Annotated in this window: 13 protein-coding genes; 8 read left to right on the top strand and 5 right to left on the bottom strand. The window is 70.5% G+C overall.

All coding sequences use genetic code 11. The features are described 5' to 3' along the window. Positions 1–95: 95 nt before the first annotated feature. Positions 96–2,315 carry an MMPL family transporter gene (locus tag ACWF62_RS07460; RefSeq protein WP_452629748.1) on the bottom strand — a complete coding sequence of 740 codons (2,220 nt, stop codon included), beginning with the start codon at positions 2,313–2,315 and terminating at the stop codon, positions 96–98. A 130-nt stretch (positions 2,316–2,445) separates the two neighbouring features. Here ACWF62_RS07460 and ACWF62_RS07455 point away from each other — a divergent pair, with 130 nt between their 5' ends. From ACWF62_RS07455 to ACWF62_RS07440, 4 genes are all read left to right on the top strand, one after another. Then, a complete protein-coding gene (locus ACWF62_RS07455) occupies positions 2,446–4,188 on the top strand; it encodes a cholesterol oxidase substrate-binding domain-containing protein (protein ID WP_452629746.1) in 1,743 nt (580 codons plus the stop codon). Between the two features lie 52 nt (positions 4,189–4,240). Then, positions 4,241–5,341, top strand: coding sequence for an alanine dehydrogenase (gene ald / locus ACWF62_RS07450; RefSeq protein ID WP_378508486.1), 1,101 nt, complete (start codon positions 4,241–4,243; stop codon positions 5,339–5,341). 33 nt (positions 5,342–5,374) lie between these two features. After that, the gene (locus ACWF62_RS07445; protein WP_378508485.1) at positions 5,375–6,175 is read left to right on the top strand and encodes a crotonase/enoyl-CoA hydratase family protein; all 801 of its coding nucleotides are present in this window, start codon (positions 5,375–5,377) and stop codon (positions 6,173–6,175) included. Positions 6,176–6,254: 79 nt separating this feature from the next. Next, positions 6,255–6,857 (top strand): ribonuclease H family protein, encoded by a 603-nt coding sequence (locus ACWF62_RS07440; RefSeq protein WP_452629745.1) that lies wholly within the window; start codon positions 6,255–6,257, stop codon positions 6,855–6,857. A gap of 13 nt (positions 6,858–6,870) precedes the next feature. Here ACWF62_RS07440 and ACWF62_RS07435 read toward each other — a convergent pair whose 3' ends face one another. Beyond that, complete coding sequence (locus ACWF62_RS07435) at positions 6,871–7,782, bottom strand: amidohydrolase family protein (protein ID WP_452629744.1); 912 nt, start codon at positions 7,780–7,782, stop codon at positions 6,871–6,873. Positions 7,783–8,096: 314 nt separating this feature from the next. Next, positions 8,097–11,579, bottom strand: coding sequence for an indolepyruvate ferredoxin oxidoreductase family protein (locus ACWF62_RS07430; protein ID WP_452629743.1), 3,483 nt, complete (start codon positions 11,577–11,579; stop codon positions 8,097–8,099). Between the two features lie 158 nt (positions 11,580–11,737). Here ACWF62_RS07430 and ACWF62_RS07425 point away from each other — a divergent pair, with 158 nt between their 5' ends. After that, positions 11,738–12,250 (top strand): Lrp/AsnC family transcriptional regulator, encoded by a 513-nt coding sequence (locus ACWF62_RS07425; RefSeq protein WP_452629792.1) that lies wholly within the window; start codon positions 11,738–11,740, stop codon positions 12,248–12,250. 14 nt (positions 12,251–12,264) lie between these two features. Here ACWF62_RS07425 and ACWF62_RS07420 read toward each other — a convergent pair whose 3' ends face one another. Further along, entirely contained in the window at positions 12,265–12,639 is a 375-nt protein-coding gene (locus tag ACWF62_RS07420) for a WhiB family transcriptional regulator (protein WP_452629742.1), read from the bottom strand. A 161-nt stretch (positions 12,640–12,800) separates the two neighbouring features. Here ACWF62_RS07420 and ACWF62_RS07415 point away from each other — a divergent pair, with 161 nt between their 5' ends. Further along, positions 12,801–13,739, top strand: coding sequence for a DNA-3-methyladenine glycosylase family protein (locus ACWF62_RS07415; RefSeq protein WP_378508480.1), 939 nt, complete (start codon positions 12,801–12,803; stop codon positions 13,737–13,739). A 198-nt stretch (positions 13,740–13,937) separates the two neighbouring features. Beyond that, positions 13,938–15,386, top strand: a complete 1,449-nt coding sequence (locus ACWF62_RS07410; protein ID WP_452629740.1) for an MFS transporter — start codon at positions 13,938–13,940, stop codon at positions 15,384–15,386. Here the strand turns inward: ACWF62_RS07410 and ACWF62_RS07405 are convergent. Beyond that, positions 15,292–17,178: a GAF domain-containing protein gene (locus ACWF62_RS07405; RefSeq protein ID WP_452629739.1), complete on the bottom strand. Its 1,887-nt coding sequence runs from the start codon at positions 17,176–17,178 to the stop codon at positions 15,292–15,294. The genes ACWF62_RS07410 and ACWF62_RS07405 overlap by 95 nt on opposite strands. Before the next feature lie 88 nt (positions 17,179–17,266). On the opposite strand from ACWF62_RS07405, the gene ACWF62_RS07400 reads away from it, so the two are divergent. Beyond that, on the top strand, positions 17,267–18,664 hold the full coding sequence (locus tag ACWF62_RS07400; RefSeq protein WP_452629738.1) for an FAD-binding oxidoreductase: 1,398 nt from the start codon (positions 17,267–17,269) through the stop codon (positions 18,662–18,664). Positions 18,665–18,667: the final 3 nt, after the last annotated feature.

The following is an 18,667-nucleotide window of genomic DNA, read 5'->3' as shown; positions in this document are numbered from 1 at the left end:
GGAGAACTCCCCCGACGGAAGGTGGTGACCGTGACCGAGTGTGCCGCAGTGGCGGCGATTCTGCACGGGGTATGAAAAGACCGGCGCGTCGCGGGTCAGTGCCCGGATCGGGACAAGGCGGACGGCCACCAGATCCGCCTGCCGATGTCGTGCGCGAGCGCGGGCACCAGCACGCTGCGGACGATGATGGTGTCCAGGAGGACGCCGAACGCGACCGCGAACCCGACCTCCGCGAGAAACACCAGCGGGAGCACGCCGAGGACCGCGAAGGTCGCGGCGAGCACGATGCCCGCGGAGGTGATGACGCCGCCGGTGACCGCAAGGCCGCGCAGCACCCCGGACCGGGTGCCGTGCCGGTGCGTCTCCTCGCGGACGCGGGTCATCAGGAAGATGTTGTAGTCGATGCCGAGCGCGACGAGGAAGACGAACGCGAACAGCGGGAACGCGGGGTCGGCCCCCGCGAAATGGAAGACATGGGCGAAGAAGAAGCCGCACACGCCAAGCGTTGCGGCGAACGAAAGCACCACCGTCGCAATGAGAATCACCGGAGCAAGCAGCGCCCGGAGGAGCAGTGCCAGCACCACAAAGATGACGACAAGCACGATCGGGATGATCACGTTGCGGTCCCGCACCGACGCGGCCTTGACGTCAACGGTGGCCGCGGTATTGCCGCCGACCAGCGCGTCGGCGCCGGGAACGGCGTGCACCGCGTCCCGCAGTCGGTGGACGGTGTCCATGGCCTCCGGTGAGTCGTAGGCGTCGGCGAGTGTCACGTTGACGATCGTCCGCCCGTCGATCGGTGCGACCGTGAGAATGTCCGGGGGGCAGCCTGTTCGGGCGTCGCCGCCGTCGCCGGCGCCAAGTTTCGCCAGCTGTGCCAGTTTGGTGTAGTCGATCTGCAGGCACACCGATCCCGGTCCGGGGGCGACTCCCGGAGTGGCTGCCGCGGCAGCCATCACGGCATCGACGGCGTCGGCGTTCGTCACGATTACCGCGGGCGCGCCGGTGCCGGGATCGAAGTGTTCGTCGTAGATCCGCTGGCCCGCAACGGCGTCGGGGGTATTGGTGAAGTTCTCGGAGGAGGTCAGGCCGCCAGTGTTGAGGCTGCCGATCCCGACCGCACACAGGATGACGAGCAGGGCGGTGGCCCCGATCCACGCGGGCCGGTCGCGGCGGCCGACGGCGGCGGCGATCCGCCCCCACATGCCGTGGGTGGCCAGATCCGCGGCCCGGTCGACACGGGGAATTCGCGGCCAGAACACCCAGCGGCCTGCCAGCGCGAGGAACACCGGCAGGAACGTCATCATCACCAGGTAGGTGCAGCCGATTCCGATCGCCGCGACCGGCCCGAGGCCCTTGTTGGAGTTGAGTTCCGAGAAGCCAAGGCACAGCAGGCCGAGGACCACCGTCACGGCGGAGGCCGTGATCGCGGGCGCGGATTCGCGCCACGCCCGGATCATGGCGTCGAATCGGCTCGGATAGCGGTGCAACTCCTCGCGGTAGCGGGCGATGAGCAGCAGGGCGTAGTCGGTGCCTGCGCCGAGGACGAGCACCATCAGGATGCCCTGGCTCTGCCCGGTCAGGGTCAGGACGTCCGCCTTCGCGAGGAAGTAGACGAGCATCGACGACAACCCCAGTGCCAGACCGGCCGAGAGCAGCGGGAAGAACCACAGCACCGGGGAGCGGTACACGACGAGCAGGATCGCGATCACCACCAGCACCGCGGCAAGCAGCAGGGTGCTGTCGAGCCCCTCGAATGCGTCGATGAACGCCACCAGCAGTCCGCCGGGGCCCGCAGGCAGCACCTCGAGGTCCGCGGTCGCTGCCGCCTTCGCTGCGTCCATCACCTGCTGCTCGGTGTCGGCGAGCCGGTCGCCGCTGACGTCGGTGCCGTTCGACTTCGCGACGAGGGGGACGTACAGCGCGGCGGTGGTGCCGTCGGCCGAGTACTGGGTGGGGGTCATCCCGGTGGCGTCGACCCCGTCCACCCCGGCGACGACCGCGGCGGCCCGCGCGATCGACGCGCGGTCCTGATCGGTGAGCGGGCCGTCCCGATGGAAGACGACGAACCCGGGGATGGTCTGGACGGTGACGAATTCCGCTGCCTCGTTCGCGGCAACGGTGGACTCCGCGGACCCGGGCAGGAAGGAGGCGTTGTCGTTCTTCTGGACCTCGGCGAGTTTGCCCTGGTAGGCGCCGCCCGCGCCGCCGACGAGGAAAACCAGGATGGCGATCGCGACGATCGCGACGACCGGCCACCCGCGGTGCGGCGCCGGGGGCGGAGCCGGGTCGGCGCCCGCGTCCAGGTCCGTCATGGCGCCTCCTCGAATGGGGTTCGGGCAACACCGATGCGCTCCAGTACAACACGCGGGTGCGGCGGTCGCCCGGTCTCCCGCATCCGCCATTTCGACGCCACTGGCATCGAAATGATCTATGTTGTTCCTCATGACTGGACCGGAGCTCACCCGGCGGGGCTTCCTCGCCGCGGCCGCGGGAGCGGCCGCGCTGACGACCACGGGCTGGGCGCCCGCCGCCGCGCTCTCCTCCGACGCCCCCGGCGTCACGCTGCCGCCCCCGCCCGACTTCCCCGACGGCATCCCGCTGTTCCAGCAGGGCTACGAGAACTGGGTTCGCGAGATCGTCTTCGACGACGTGTGGACGTGCACGCCGGCGGACGCGCGGGACGTCGTGCGGCTGGCCAACTGGGCGCACGCCCACGGATACCGGCTGCGGCCGCGCGGCACCATGCACGGCTGGAGCCCACTGACCCTGGTTCCGGGCCAGAACGTCGAGAGGGTCGTCCTCGTGGACACCCTGACCCGGCTGAACCACGTCACGGTCGCGCCGTCCGCCGAACCCGGCCGGGCCACGGTGACGGCTGGGGCGGGAGCACTGCTGATGTCGGTGCTGACCGCACTGCAGGACAACGGGCTGGGCTGGGCCAACTCGCCCGCGATCGGGGAACTGTCGATCGCGGGCGTCCTCGCGATCGACGCGCACGGCGCCACCCTGCCCGCGGACGGCGAAGCGGTCCTTCCCGGTGCGTCGTTCGGCTCGATCAGCAACCTCGTCACGGCACTGACGGCGGTCGTGTGGGACGACACCCGCCGCGAATACGTGCTGCGCGAGTTCCCGCGTGCCGACCCGCAGATCCGGCCGCTGCTTACCCACCTTGGCCGGGTCTTCATCACCGAGGTCACGCTGCAGGCCGGACCGAACTACCGGCTGCGCTGCGAATCGCGCACCGACATCCCGTGGCGCGAACTGTTCGCTCCGCCCGGATCTCCCGGTCGCACCTTTGAGCGCTTCGTTGCCCGATCGGGCCGGGTGGAGGCGATCTGGTTCCCATTCACCGACACCCCGTACCTCAAGGTGTGGACACCGACCCCGACCAAGCCGCCGCAGTCGCGGGAGGTGACCGGGCCGTACAACTACCCGTACTCCGATTCGATCCCGAAGCCGCTCACCGACCTGCTCGGCCAGATCGTGTCGGGTGTCGGATCGGCGACCCCGCTGTTCGGTCAGACCCAGCTGGCGACCTTCCAGGCCGGGCTCGCTGCCACCGGCGGCCACGACCTGTGGGGCTGGTCCAAGGACGTCCAGTTCTACCTCCGGGCCACCACCCTGCGGATGACCGCCGGTGGCGGGGTGGTGATCACCAAGCGGGCCAACATCGCCCGCGTCATCCACGAGTTCGTCAGCTGGCACCACACCCGTCAGCAGGAGCTCCGAGCCGAGGGTCGGTACCCGATCAACGGGCCGTTCGAGCTCCGGCTGTGCGGACTCGACGACCCGACCGAGGTGACGGTGGAATCGTCCGGCCCGCCGACGATCTCGGCGCTGCGGCCGCGCCCCGACCATCCGGAGTGGGACACCGCGATCTGGATGAACGTCGTCGGCGTCCCGGGGACACCGGGGATGCCCGCGTATTTCCGGGAGATGGAGCGGTTCATGCGGAGCAACTACCGCGGTGACTACGCCACGTTCCGGCCGGAGTGGGCCAAGGGGTGGGCGTTCACCGACGAGGCGGGGTTCCTGGACCCCGAGACCATCGAGGCGGTGATCCCGCAGACCTACCGGGACGGCGTTCCGGTCGGCGACGACTGGGACTCCGCGCGGGCCGAGTACAACGACCTCGATCCGCATCGGATCTTTTCGAACCCGTTGTTGGACAGACTGCTTCCCTAGCATACTGGTGGAAGGCGCCGCCCGAGATCACCACCGAACCCGAGGTACCACCATGAGGATCGGAATCCCCCGTGAACTCAAAAACCACGAGTACCGTGTCGCTGCCACCCCCGCGGGCGTCAACGCGCTCGTCGACCATGGGCACCGGGTGCTCGTCGAGACCGGCGCGGGAACCGGGTCCTCGCTGGCCGATCGGGACTACCGCCTCGCCGGCGCGCACATCGCCCCCGATGCGGACTCCACCTGGGCCGATTCCGACCTGATCCTCAAGGTGAAAGAACCGGTCCCCGAGGAGTATTTACGGTTGCGTGGCGATCAGGTGCTGTTCACCTATCTGCACCTTGCCGCGTCCCGCGAATGCACCGATGCGTTGCTGGCCGCAGGCACGACGGCGATCGCCTACGAGACCGTCCGCACCGCGGACGGAACTCTGCCGCTCCTTGCCCCGATGAGCGAGGTCGCTGGCCGGCTCGCGCCGCAGGTCGGTGCTCATCACCTGATGGCATCCTCCGGTGGACGCGGCGTGTTGATGGGCGGTGTTCCCGGTGTCCGCCCGGCGGATGTCGTGGTGCTGGGCGGCGGTGTCGCCGGGCAGAACGCGACGGCGATCGCGGTCGGGATGCACGCCGCCGTCACCGTCCTCGACGTCAACCCGGCGCGGCTGCGGGAACTCGACGCCAGCTACGACGGCCGGGTCCGTACCCTCGCGTCCACCCGCTACGACCTCGAGCGGGCCGTTCTCGACGCGGATCTGGTGATCGGCGCGGTCCTGATCCCCGGTGCCCGTGCCCCCAAACTGGTGTCGAACGAGCTGGTCTCCCGGATGCGGCCGGGGTCGGTGCTGGTGGACATCGCCGTCGACCAGGGCGGGTGCTTCGAAGACACCCATCCGACCACGCACGATGCCCCGACGTTCCCGGTGCACGAGTCGCTGTTCTACTGCGTGGCCAACATGCCCGGCGCGGTGCCGCGGTCGTCGACGTTCGCGCTGACCAACGCGACCCTGCCGTATGTGCTCGCGCTCGCCGACCGGGGCTGGCGCCGCGCCACCACGGAGGATCCGGCGCTCGCTGCCGGCCTGGTCGTTCAGGGCGGCGGCGTGCGGTCCGCTGCCGTCGCGGCGGCGCACGGCTACCTGGTGCAGGTCGCGTAGCGGCGGCGGCGTGCTCGCCCTACGGTGAGACCCATGAGCGGCGCGATCGACATCCGGCGGGACGGCGGCATCGTCACCTGGACGATGAACCGGCCCGAGACCCGCAACGTCATCTCCGAGCCGGACATGGTGCAGGCGTTCGAGGACGCCATCGCCGCGGTCAACGCGGACGGCACCGTCCGCGTCGTGGTGCTCGCCGCGAACGGGCCCGCCTTCTCGTCCGGCGGCAACGTCAAGCACATGCGGGACCGCGCGGGAATGTTCGGGGGCGCCCCCGCCGAGGTGCGGGACGGCTACCGGCGGGGCATCCAGCGCATCCCGCTGGCGCTGTACCACTGCGAGGTGCCGGTGATCGCGGCGGTGGGCGGCCCGGCCATCGGAGCGGGCTGCGACCTGGCACTGATGTGCGACATGCGGGTCGCGTCGTCCGCGGCGCGGTTCGCGGAGAGCTTCGTCAAGCTCGGCCTCATCCCCGGCGACGGCGGCGCCTGGCTGCTGCCCCGCGCGGTCGGGTTGGCGCGGGCCGCGGAGATGGCGTTCACCGGCGATGCGATCGACGCCCAGACCGCACTCGACTGGGGCCTGGTCTCGCGGGTCGTCGACCCCGACGACCTGGCGGCCACCGCGCAGGCCCTCGCCGAGCGGGTGGCGGCGAACCCGCCGCAGGCGCTGCGGATGACGAAGAAGCTGCTCCGCGAGGGCCAACACCAGAGCCTCGAATCGCTGCTGGAACTGTCCGCGGCGATGCAGGCGCTTGCCCACCACACCCGGGACCATCACGAAGCCGTCGCGGCAATGCTCGAGAAGCGCCCGCCCGAGTTCGTCGGCGAGTAGGCGGCGCCGCGCGCGCCAGGAAAGTGGGATCGGCCACCCCCGCCCCGTTTGTCGGTCCGTCACCGTAAGGTGTACAACCGTGATCATCGTCAGTACGGACGGCTCCTGCCTGCGGAATCCCGGTGGCGCGATCGGCTGGGCCTGGGTGAATCATTTCGGCCCAAGCAGGTCGGGTGGCGAGCGGTCGGGGACCAACCAGATTGCCGAGTTGCGCGCGCTGCTTGAGGCGATCCTGGCGCATCCCGGTGACGAGCCGTTGCTGATCGAATCCGACTCGCAGTACGCGATCAAGTGCGCATCCGAGTGGGTGGCAGGCTGGAAGCGGAAGGGGTGGCGCACCTCGTCCGGAGATCCGGTCAAGAACGTCGACCTGATCCGCGATATCGACCAGGCGCTGGCCGACCGGACCGGGCCGGTGCGGTTCCGGTGGGTCCGCGGCCATGTCGGCAACCACTACAACGAGGAGGCGGACCGGCTCGCCGGTGAGGCCGCCCGCGCCATTGCGGCAACGGCCGTGCACACGCCGACCCGGACCGCGCCGCACGTCCCGTCCGCGGCGCCGGTGGCCCCCGCCTCGCCCGCGAAGAAGACGCGCCAGCGCCGGACGCCGGCAAGGGCAGCCGAATCCGAGCCCGGCCTGTTCGACCTGCCCGCCGATGCGAAGGAACTGACCCTGTTCTGAGCGGGATTCGGTGTCAGAGACCGAATATCCGGGCCGCATTGTCGTGGCACACCCCGCGCACCCATGCGTCGCCGATGCCGAGACGCGCGACCGCCTCGAGCGCGTGCACGTACGGGTACGGAATGTTCGGGAAGTCGCTGCCGAACAGGATCCGGTCACCGAGGTCGCGCAGGCGTCCCGCGTCGGCGGGATCGGACGGCGCCATGTCGCCGATGAAGTCGGTGAACGCCATCGTCGTGTCCAGCATGACCGACTCGTACCGGTCGGCGAGGTCGAGGAACGCCGTGTACTCCGGCATCCCCATGTGCGCGATGACCAGCGGCAGCCGGGGGAACCGGGCCAGCAGCGTCTCGATCCGGTCCGGACCGGTGAATCGCCCCGGCGCCGGGCCGGAACCGCAGTGGATGACGATCGGGGTGCCCGCATCCTGCAGTTGACCCCAGACCTCGTCCAGCAGCGGATCGTTGGGATCGTAGTCGCCAACCTGAATGTGCGACTTGAACACTCGCGCGCCGGAGGCGAGGGCGTCGGCGACATAGCCGGGGGCGCTCGGTTCCGGGTAGAAGGTGCTGGTGTGCAGGCAGTCGGGATTACGTGCCGCGAACTCCACCGCCCACTGGTTCAGCCAGGCGGCCATGTCCGGCTTGTGCGGATAGATCATCGACGTGAACGCGTGCACGCCGTACGACCGCAGCCGGTCCAGCCGGACGTCCTCGTCGTGCCGGTACTGGATCGGCCACACCACCCCGGTCAGCGGCCCGGCGGAGTCGAAGTACGCCCACACCTTGTCCATCACCTGCTTCGGCATGAAGTGGGTGTGCACATCGACGATGCGGTCCAGTCCGTGGTCGTTGCGGAAACGGACCACCGCATCGACGTCGGCCTGCCGGTCGTCCGGGGTCGTGGTGTCGGGTGTCTCGCACATGCCCTCCACCCTGCCAGGCGGCAACCGGCCTCGGCCGGACGGTCGACAGCGGCGGCTGTCGGCAATACCGTGACGGGCGGTCCGATTCATCCTGGCGGGCCGACCCGACGAAAGGACACCCATGCTCACCACCGTGATCAACGCGATTCTCGGAGCCACCGGCAACGTCGCCGCGGGCAGCAGCGGATACCAGATCCAGCCGGGCACCCTGCCGTTCGGCAGCTGACGGGTTTCCTCCGATCCGTCGAACGGGCGGCTACCGGGCGGGCCACTCGGCCGATGCTCCGGTAACCGCCCGTTCGGGGATGGGCGGGTCAGAACGCGACGCCGAGGTCGCGCATCCGCTCCCGGTACACCTCGACGTTCCCGAGCTTGACGGATTCGTAGCCGCGGACCAGGTCCGGCAGCCCCGCGATCTCGACGGCGCGGTCGTAGCCCTCGGCGGTCAGCGTGCCCGCCAGCCCCCGCACCGTCGCGGTGTAGTGCGCGAGCAGTTCGCGCTCGACCTTCCGGACGTGGGCGTAGCCGAACGGATCCAGTCGGGTGCCCCGCAGCACCTTCCCCTTCGCCAGGACCTTCAGCGCCACCTGAGACTTCGGTCCGAGGCCGATCTTCCTGCTGCGACCGAGCGCCCGCAGGGCAGGCGGGTGCAGCCGGTAGGTGAGCTTCGCCCCGCCAGGAACCTGATCCTGCACGGCCGCGACGAAGTCGGGATCGACGAGCAGACGCGCGACCTCGTACTCGTCCTTGTATGCGGTGAACTTGTACAGGCCACGCGCGACGGCCTCGCTGAACTCGGTGCGGTCGGTGACCGCGCGTTCCGCCGCCCACACCGCCTGCACCGCATCGACGTACCGGCGGGCGACCGCCTCCGACTGGAAGTCGATGAGTTGTCCGGCGCGCAGCCCGACCAGACGCCGCACCTCCCCGTCGACCGACGTTCCGGACAGCAGGTGTGCGGGAACGGGTTTCGGTGCGCGTTCGGCGCGCTGGGTCGCGGCACGGAAGTCGTCCGGCGCGGCGACCGCGGCCCGACCCCACCGGAAGGCGGCGATGTTGGTGTCGACGGCGACCCCGTTGATCCCGATCGCCTCCTCGATCGCCCCGGCGGGCAGGCGCAGCCCGCCGCTCTGGACGGCGGCGCCGATCAGCAGGAAGTTCGCGGCCGCGGTGGTGCCGAACAGGACGTCGGCGGCGGCCAGCGCGTCGAACGAGGCCATCGATGCCGACACGGATCCCAGCCGGGCCACGAGCAGCTGCTCGTCCGGATGCCGAACATCCTTGTCGTACACCATGTCCCCGGTCGGCGTCCGGCTGGTGGATGCGACGACGGCGGTGCTCGCCGGGTCGCCGTAGCCGAGGTTCTTCGGGTCGGCGGCGGTCAGCAGGTCGAACGCGATGATCGCGTCGGCGCTGCCCGGGGTGAGCCGGTTCGACGGCTCCAGCGCCCCGGTGGAGAAGCGCAGGTGCGAGACCACCGGTCCGGCCTTCTGGCTCAGGCCGATCTGGTCGAGGGACTCGACCTCGTAGCCGGCGCGCAGCGCGGCCGTGGCGAGCACCTGGTTGACGGTGACGATGCCGGTGCCGCCGATGCCGACGAGGTAGACGTTCCGGGTGCCGACCGGCGCGGGCAGGTCCGGTGCGGCGACCGCGGGCGGGACGGGCCGGGACTTCCCGGCCGGCGTGCTCGTCCCCGGTACCTGCTCGGCGGTGACGAACGATGGGCAGTCGCCGTCCAGGCAGCTGTAGTCGGTGTTGCAGGAGGTCTGGTCGATCCGCGTCTTGCGGCCGAACTCGGTCTCGACCGGCTGCACGGACAGGCAGTTCGACTTGGTGCCGCAGTCGCCGCAGCCCTCGCACACCGCCTCGTTGATCACCACGCGGGTGGTGCGCGCGGGCAGGGTGCCGCGCTTGCGCTGCCTGCGCGCGTCGGCCGCGCAGTGCTGGTCGTAGATCAGCACGGTGACGCCCTCGACGTCGCGGAGCATCCGCTGCGCCTCATCGAGCCGGTCCCGGTGCCACAGCAGGGTGCCCTTCGCGAGCTGCTTCCTGTTATGCCGCTTGGGTTCGTCGGCGCAGATGACGATTCGCTTGACGCCCTCGGTGGACAGCTTGTGCGTCAGCTGCGCGACGGTGAGCATGCCCTCGGCGTCCTGGGCTCCGGTCATCGCGACGACCTCGTTATAGAGCAGCTTGTAGGTGATGTTCACCCCGGCGGCCACACACGCCTGCACGGCGAGCTGGCCGGAATGGAAGAAGGTGCCGTCGCCGACGTTCTGGAACAGGTGCGGAATGTCGGTGAACGGGGCCTGCCCGATCCACTGGCTGCCCTCGCCGCCCATCTGCGTGAGCCCGGTGACCGCGCTGTCCTCCCGGTTGGAGATGGTGACCATGGTGTGGCAGCCGATGCCGCCGCCGCCGATCGACCCCTCCGGAAGCGCGGTGGACCGGTTGTGTGGGCAGCCGCTGCAGAAGTACGGGGTCCGCGTGGTCGGCAGCACCTCAAGCGAGAGTTGCGGCGGCAGCGGCCTGGTCAGTTCCACGACATCGCGCAGGACGCGGCGCAGCGGGCCGAGCAGCCGTCCTGCGGTCAGCTCGCCGTCGACCGGCATCAACGGGCTCCCCGCGGAGTCCTTCTTGCCGAGGATCTGCGGGGCGTGGTCGGTGCCGTAGAGGATCTCGCGGACCTGGGTCTCGACGAACGCGGTCTTGTCCTCGACGACGATGACGCGGTCGAGGCCCGCCGCGAACTCGCGGACCCGGTCGGCGCCGAGGGGGGTGGGCATCCCGATGCGCAGCAACCGGATTCCGGCGCGGTGCATCGCCTGTTCGTCGACACCGAGATCGAGCAGCGCCTGGCGCAGGGCATCGAACGTGGTTCCGGTCGCGGCGAATCCGATTCGCGCGGCGGACGGGTCGACCTCGACGACGTCCAGGTGGTTGGCGGCACCGTAGGCGCGGACGATCTCGGCCCGCGGGCCGTACAGGTCGGCCTCCGCGATCACGCTGTCCGTCGGGACGGCCATCGGCCGCTGCAGGTACGTGAACGGCCGCCCCTCCCAGTCGATCTCGGGGACGGTGATGTCGAGGTTCGAGACCGATCCGTCGACCGTCCACGCGCCGTCGGCGACATCGGCAACGATCTTGAGCGCGACGATGCACCCCGACGCCCGGGACAGGGCGATGCCGTGCATGCCCAGCGTCACCAGTTCGGCGGCGTTCCGGGGGAACAGGACCGGAATGCCGAGGGCGGCGAGGGAGCGCTCACTGACCGCGGGCACCGTCGACGACTTCGAGGCGGGGTCGTCGCCGACGAGCAGCAGCATGCCGCCGCGGGCGCTGACCCCGTACATGTTGGCGTGCCGCAGCGCGTCGGTCGCGCGGTCGACGCCGGGGCCCTTGCCGTACCAGACGCCGACGACGCCGTCGTGGGTGGCGGTGCCGCCGAACGGGGTCAGGTCGGCCTGGCTGCCCCAGACCGCGGTGGCGGCGAGTTCCTCGTTCAGGCCGGGAACGAAGGTGATGTCGTGCTCGGCGAGCACCGTCGGCATGCCGTGCAACATCTTGTCGACGCCACCGAGGGGGCTGCCCTGGTAGCCCGAGACGAAGGTGGCGACGCGGTGTCCCGCGCGGAGATCACGCAGGTGCTGCTCGACGAGCAGGCGGGCGATGGCCTGGACACCGGTCAACAGCATCGGCCCGGATCCGGGCCGGTAGCGGTCGTCGAGGTCGTAGGGCGTCGCGACGGCGGCGCCGGGGGTGACGGCGGTGCCCGGGCGATCGTCGAGTTCGGTCATCTGCGGTCACCTGTTCCTTGCGCTGTATCGTCACCGGCGACATTTCGTTCGCTCGGTGCAGCAATAATTGGTCCGGGTGCAGGGGGCGTCAACAGTTGCCGAAACAGCGTGACAGGATGACTAGTTGTGATGCGCATCACTCTCGGGAGGTCAGCATGGTGATCAGTATCGACAAGCTCGACGCGGCTCTGCTCCAGGAGCTAACCGACGACCCGCGTGCCCAGATCATGGACCTCGCAGGTCGGCTGGGCGTCGCCCGCAACACCATCGCGTCCCGGATGCGGCGACTCGAGGAGTCGGGAGTGGTCACCGGGTACCGCCCCGAGGTGGACCTGTCGACGCTCGGGTTGCCGGTGCAGGCGTTCGTCGGTGCCGAGACCGTGCAGGGTCGGTTGCAGGCGGTGATTGAGGACCTGCGCGCCATCCCCGAGGTGCTCGAGGTGCACACCACCACCGGCCGCGAGGATCTGCTGATCCGCATCGCGGCACCGTCACACGAGGAACTCCTCCATGTCCTCGAGGGGATTCTGAGCGTCGACGGGGTCGCCCACACGTCCACCACCCTCGCGTTGACGACGCCGGTGAAGTACCGGACGCAGCCGCTGGTGGATCACATCACCAGGGAGGCCGGGCACGGGCGGTCCGCCGCCTCCTACCGGGCCGACCCGTGACATCGCGAATCTGCCTACTTCCCTGAGACTTTCGGCATATGGATGAGGCGGGCGGGCGCGGTGCGGTATCCCTCGCGGCCGACCGCGATCGGCTCGGCGCCGGGCCTGCGGGAGAGCGCGATCCGGGTCAGTACCGCCAGCCGGTCGGGTCCGGCGACGTGCCCCAGGTCGACCCCGGCCCGGATGCCGTGCCGGTCGTCGCACGCGCGGGCGTCGTCCGCGCACTGTCCGCGGACCGGGCAGTCCACGCACAGTGCGGCGACCCGCGCCGTCGTCTCCTTCGACGCCCGCACCGGCGGGAACCACCACTCCTGCGGGGTCTGCGCGCAGTGCCGGTCGGGGTCGAGGTACCAGCTGTCGTAGGTCGATCCGTCCATCACGGTGCTCATCTCGTCCTCCCGCTCCCCGCGTCGATCGCGGGTCCGGTGGTCAGCCTTCGGCACCGGACCCCGGCCGCGACAGGGCCGAACGTCCCGGGCCGGACAGGGCGTTGCATGACGTCCGCCACTGTGTGGCCGGTCACGGCCGAGGACGTGCCTATCGTGGAGTCATGTCCGTTGCCGCCTCCGGGTGGGGCGCGTCGGTGGAGACCGTCCACCGAAGTGACCGCCCGCTGCTCCTCGCCGCGTCGCTGTCGACGCTGGGGCGGGGGCGCGCCGACCCCTGCCATCGGGTCACCGCGGACGGTGCGCTGTGGCGGACGTCGCTGATGCCGACGGGGCCGGTCAGCTACCGGCTCGTGCAGCAGGATGCGACCTCGGTGCACTGCCGGGCGTGGGGCGAGGGCGCCGTCGAGTTTGTCGACAGCCTGCCCGACCTGCTCGGTGAGTGCGGCGCGGCAACCGATTTCGCGCCGGAGCATCCCAAGTTGATCGAGGCGCATCGCCGCCTTCCTGGGCTGCGGATCCCCCGCACCGGACGGGTATTCGAGGCGCTGGTGCCCGCGATCCTCGAGCAGAAGGTGCACGGCATCGCTGCCCACGCGTCGTGGCGCAGGCTCGTCGCCGCGCACGGTGGCGTCGCACCCGGTCCCGTCCCTGCGGGGATGCGGGTGCCGCCGCCCGCGCCGGTGTGGCGCCGCATCCCGTCGTGGGAGTACCACCGCGCCGGTGTCGACCCGAAGCGGTCCCGCGCCATCGTGACCGCCGCCGCGGTCGCAGACCGGCTCGAGCAGGCGGTGGGGATGAACCCGGGTGATGCCGAGGCCCGACTGCGGGTGGTGCCGGGGATCGGGCCGTGGACGGCCGCCGAGGTCGCGCAGCGGGCGCTCGGTGACGCCGATGCGCTGTCGGTCGGCGACTTCCACCTCGCCGCCGTCGTCGGCTGGTCGCTGCTCGGGCGGCCCCTCGACGACCCCGGCATGGTCGCCTACCTTGAGCCGCTGCGGCCGCACCGGTATCGGGTGATCCGGCTGCTGGAGGTGAGCGGCCAGGCCGTCAAGCCGAAGTTCGGGCCCCGCACCCCGGTGACTGATCATCGTGATCGCTGATTCGGGCGCATCGGCGGCCTGATGAGCACCAGATTCGGGAGGAGCTGCGCTGTCGGATCATCACATGGAGAATCGCTCCATCGGCCGTGGCGCACGGTGGAGGGTTTCTCCGTGGTGGGCGCACCAGCGGCTTCGTAGGGTTTCCCACGGTCACGGGTGATGTCCGATTCCCCGTCGCGTTCACCAGGAGCTCCACCCATGCCGACCGCAGCCGCGCCGACGGGCGCCGACCGTGACGACGCCGCCCTCGAACGGCGCGTCGTCGGCAAGGTCGCGCGCCGCCTGATCCCGTTCCTCGCGATCCTGTACTTCGTCAACTACCTGGACCGCACCAACATCGGGTTCGCGAAACTCACGATGAGCGACGAACTCGGGATGACCGCGACGATGTTCGGTCTGGCGTCGGGACTGTTCTTCGTCGGCTACCTGATCTTCGAGGTGCCGTCGAACCTGGCGCTGCACAAATTCGGCGCCCGGATGTGGATCGCCAGGATCATGTTCACCTGGGGCATCCTCGCCGCCGCGATGGCCTTCGTGCCGAACGTCACCTCGCTGTACATCGTGCGGATCCTGCTCGGCGTCGCCGAGGCGGGCTTCTTCCCCGGCGTCCTGCTGTACCTGACGTTCTGGTTCCCCGCGAAGTACCGGGTGCGGCTGATGGGCATCTTCCTGCTCACCCTGCCCGCGTCGTCGGCGATCGGTGCCCCGCTCTCGACCGCGATCATGCAATGGGGCGACGGGTTGTTCGGGCTGTCCGGCTGGCGGTTGATGTACCTCGTCGAGGGCCTGCCCGCGGTCCTGCTTGCGGTCGTGACCTGGTTCTACCTCACCGACAAGCCGCATCAGGCGACGTGGCTCGACGCCGACGAACGGAACTGGTTGGTGCGCACCATGGACGCCGAGAAGGCGTCCGCCGCGGACGAGCACACCACCCCGGTGTGGCAGACGCTGCGCAACCCGCGGGTCATCGCGCTCGGCGTCGTCTACTTCGGCGTCACCTACGGCCTCTACGCGTTGAGCTTCTTCCTGCCGACGATCGTCGCCGGATTCAAGGAGACGTTCAACACCGACTTCACGGTGTTCGAGACCGGGCTGATCGTCGCCGTGCCGTTCGTGATCGGTGGCATCGCGATGGTGTTCTGGAGCAGGCACTCCGACCGCACCGGGGAACGCATCTGGCACGTCGCCGCGCCATCGCTGCTTGCCGCGGTGTCCATTCCCGTTGCGCTGTACCTGAACTCGCCGTTCGCGGTGATGGCGGTCGTGTCGCTGACCGCGATCGGTGTGCTGTGCGCGATCCCCGTCTTCTGGTACCTGCCGACGACCTTCCTGTCCGGGGTCGCCGCCGCGGCGGGCATCGCGATGATCAACTCGATCGGCAACCTGTCCGGGTTCGGCGCCCCCTACGTCACCGGGTGGCTGACCGACCTGACCGGCAGCGCCAAGGCAGGCCTGTGGGTGGTCGGCGCGGTGCTGCTGCTCGCCGCGGTCCTGGTCGTCGCGCTCAGCCGTCGTGACACCGGACGGCTCAGCCGTCATGACACCGGACGGCTCAGCCGTCGTCCAGCCGGAGCGCACCGGAGCGCAGCCGGAGCAGCAACTGCAGATCCAGCGCTCGATCCGGATCCCGCCACTTCTTCCCGATGAGCCGGTCGATGGACTCCAGCCGCTGGTAGAGGGTGTTGGCGTGGATCGCGAGGTCCGCCGCGGTCGCCGCGTGCCTGCGGTTGTGGTCCAGGTAGGAGGCGAGGGTGTCCAGTAGCGGCACCCCACGCTGCCGCTCCTCCCGCAGCAGCGGCCCCAGCATCTGCTCGGTGATCGCGGCCAGCTCCTCGCGGCCGGTGCGGCTGAGCAGGATCCGGTAGACCCCCAGCCGGGACGACGCTGCGATCCGGGATTGCCGCCCCAACGTCTCCAGCACGTCCACCGTCTGCTGCGCCTGCGTGTACGCCCGGGCGAGGGCCTGCCCGCCGCGCGCCGGATCGGAGACGCCGACCGTCGGCGCGGTGTCGGGCTGCGCCCACCGCGCGATCAGCGCATCCGGGTCCAGACCGGGAACCACCGCGATCACCCGGGACCCGTGCTCGGCGACGACGGTGCCCGACGGCAACCGCATCTGCTCGATCGCGGCCCTGGTCCGGGGGACGTCCGAGTCCGGGCGGGCCACCGCAACCGTGTACGGGCGGTCCGGGCTGATCCCGGCGAGGCGGAGCTGCTGCTCGGCCTCGGCGGGGGCGGGCGCGGGCCGGGTGATCAGGTCGACGAGCAGGGCGTCCCGTGCCCGGCGGCTCGCCTCGAGCGCAGCCCGCTCGCCGACCAACGCCAGCGCGATCACCGGCGCCGCCCGCTCCAGGATCAGCAGCAGCGGCTCGTCGGGGGCGCCCGTGGTCAGCAGCAGCAGCACCCCGAGCCGGTCGCCTGCGGCGCGCACCCCGCGACCGACCAGCGTTCGCCCGTCGCCGACCGGGGTGCTCGCATGCTCCCCGGCGCCGGAGTCGAGGGCGTCGAACACCGCCCGGACCGCGCCCGCGTCCAGGGTCGCGGGCGGCTCGTCCGGCGCCGGCGCGAAGTACGCAGGCCAGCCCGCCGACGCCGACACCTCCGCGACCAGGTCCCGGACCCCACCGCCCCGGAGCACCACCTGGGTGAGCGCCCGATCCCAGCGCAGCGTCCGTTCCAGCTGGTCCGTCCGGCGCGCCAATTCGGCGTTCGCGGCCTCGAGCTGCGTCACCGTCGCTCGCGAACGGAGCAGGGTGCGGGCGTTGTCGATGGCAACGGCGGCGTGCGCCGCGAGCGCGGCCAACAACGCCACCTCGTCGTCGCCGAACGACCGTTCCTGACGCTTGGCAGCGCACACGGCGCCGAGGATCCGGCCGCCGTGCCGCAACGGAACGGCGAGCAGGCCGCGCATGTTCTCGGCGCGGGCCGCGACGTCGGCGGGCCCGGTGTGCGGGAAGCTCGGATCTTCGCGGTAGTCGGGGGTCCAGGCCGGGGCGTCCCGCATCATCACCCGACCCATCAGGCCCTCGGTCGGCGACAGCGTCAGCCCGAGCAGGTGCGAGGTGTATGCGCCGCTCGCCACCTCGATCACCAGGTTGTCGCCGCGGACCAGACCGATGTAGACGAGGTCGACCCCGAGCAGGCGGCGCGCCTGCGCCGCGATCTCGGGGAGCAGTGCCGACGGATCGTGGAGGGTGGTGAGCTGCGCGGCGATGTCGTTGAGGGCGGCGAGTTCGGTCGCGCGCTGCCTGCGCTGCTCGAGCAGCAGGTGCAGGCGGACCGCGGCCTGGGTGTCCCGCTCGATCGCGGTGGTGTCGGCGTCGCCCGCCGCGAGCAGCCGGTCCCGGTGCGCGATCAGGTCGTCCGCGGTGGCGTCGCCGAGGAGCAGGTGCAGCCAGCCGTCCCGCATCGGTTCCTCCTCGGCGTTGGTGGGAGCCATCGGTATGGAGACATCATCCACCATCTCCGGTCGGCCACGGAGAATCGGTCCATCGATCGGGCGGGCCCGGACGACTAGCGTCGAGACCATGACTGTCGACGCCACCTCGACCCGCCGCATCGAACTCGCGGACGAGTTGACGCGCGCGATCCCCGCCGACCGGGTGGTCACCGACCCCGACGTGATCGAGCCCTACCTGCACGACGAGGCGGAGTGGGCCCCCTACGGCACCCCGCTGCTCGTGGTCCGGCCGCGCACCGCCGAGGAGGTGCAGATCGTGGTCCGGACGTGCCTCGCCCGCGGCGTCCCCGTCGTCTCACGCGGCGCGGGCACCGGACTGTCCGGCGGCGCCAACGCGATCGACGGCGGCGTGATCGTCTCGTTCGACAAGATGAACGCGGTCAAGGAGATCAACCCGCTCGAACGGCTCGCCGTGGTCGAGCCGGGCGTCGTCAACGACGACCTGCGGGCCGCGTGCGCGAAGGAAGGGCTCTGGTACCCGCCGGACCCGTCAAGCGCCGCCTGGTCGACGATCGGCGGCAACGTGGCCACCAACGCGGGCGGGCTGTGCTGCGTCAAGTACGGGGTCACCCGCGACTACGTGCTCGGCATGCAGGTCGTCACCGGCACCGGTGAGCTGGTCCGGCTGGGCAGGCGCACCGCCAAGGGGGTTGCGGGCTACGACCTGGCCGGGCTGATGGTCGGGTCCGAGGGCACCCTCGGTGTCATCACCGAGATCACCGTCAAGCTGCGTCCCCTGCAGGAACCGCAGCGGACGATCGTCGGCTACTTCGACTCGACGGTCGACGCGGGACGGGCCGTGCGGGCGGTCGCCGAGGACGGCCTGACCCCGTCGGCGCTGGAGCTGATCGACCGGCAGTGCCTGGTCGCCGTCGACGCCTGGAAGAACATGGGCCTGTCCGCCGATGCGAACGTGCTGCTGCTCGGGCGGATCGACACGCCCGGCTCGGTCGGCGACGCGGAGGCCGAGCGGATGCTGGCCTGCTTCGACCGCTCGGGGGCGACCTGGAGCGCCCAGTCCACGAACCAGCAGGAGGCCGACGCGCTGTTCCTGGCCCGCAGGCTCGCCTACCCGGCGATGGAACGGCTCGGTCCGGTGCTCACCGAGGACATCTGCGTCCCGAAAGCCGTTGTCCCGGAGATGCTCGAGCGCATCGAGCAGATCGGGCAGCGGCACGCGACGACGATCGCATCCATCGCGCACGCCGGTGACGGCAACCTGCATCCGCTGCTCATCGCCCCCCGCGACGATGACGACGCCCGGATTCGCGCCCAGGCGGCGTTCACCGAGATCATTGACGCAGCAATTGAATTCGGAGGAACCGTCACCGGTGAGCACGGGATCGGCCTGCTGAAGATGGATGGCCTCGCGCAGGAACTCGACCCGGCCGTGATGGACATGCATCGGGTCGTCAAACGAGCCCTGGATCCGCACGGAATCATGAACCCGGGCAAGGTGTTTTAGGAC

This window comes from Rhodococcus sp. NPDC054953 (genome assembly GCF_053609225.1).
This window is presented reverse-complemented; position numbering and strand designations above follow the sequence as displayed.

Excerpts from the sequence above, each read along its gene's own strand:
- ACWF62_RS07400 (WP_452629738.1), top strand. The coding sequence starts at position 17,267 with ATGACTGTCGACGCCACCTCGACCCGCCGCATCGAACTCGCGGACGAG.
- ACWF62_RS07405 (WP_452629739.1), bottom strand. The coding sequence starts at position 17,178 with ATGGCTCCCACCAACGCCGAGGAGGAACCGATGCGGGACGGCTGGCTG.
- ACWF62_RS07420 (WP_452629742.1), bottom strand. The coding sequence starts at position 12,639 with ATGAGCACCGTGATGGACGGATCGACCTACGACAGCTGGTACCTCGAC.
- ACWF62_RS07415 (WP_378508480.1), top strand. The coding sequence starts at position 12,801 with ATGTCCGTTGCCGCCTCCGGGTGGGGCGCGTCGGTGGAGACCGTCCAC.
- ACWF62_RS07445 (WP_378508485.1), top strand. The coding sequence starts at position 5,375 with ATGAGCGGCGCGATCGACATCCGGCGGGACGGCGGCATCGTCACCTGG.
- ACWF62_RS07460 (WP_452629748.1), bottom strand. The coding sequence starts at position 2,315 with ATGACGGACCTGGACGCGGGCGCCGACCCGGCTCCGCCCCCGGCGCCG.
- ACWF62_RS07455 (WP_452629746.1), top strand. The coding sequence starts at position 2,446 with ATGACTGGACCGGAGCTCACCCGGCGGGGCTTCCTCGCCGCGGCCGCG.
- ald (WP_378508486.1), top strand. The coding sequence starts at position 4,241 with ATGAGGATCGGAATCCCCCGTGAACTCAAAAACCACGAGTACCGTGTC.
- ACWF62_RS07430 (WP_452629743.1), bottom strand. The coding sequence starts at position 11,579 with ATGACCGAACTCGACGATCGCCCGGGCACCGCCGTCACCCCCGGCGCC.
- ACWF62_RS07410 (WP_452629740.1), top strand. The coding sequence starts at position 13,938 with ATGCCGACCGCAGCCGCGCCGACGGGCGCCGACCGTGACGACGCCGCC.
- ACWF62_RS07435 (WP_452629744.1), bottom strand. The coding sequence starts at position 7,782 with ATGTGCGAGACACCCGACACCACGACCCCGGACGACCGGCAGGCCGAC.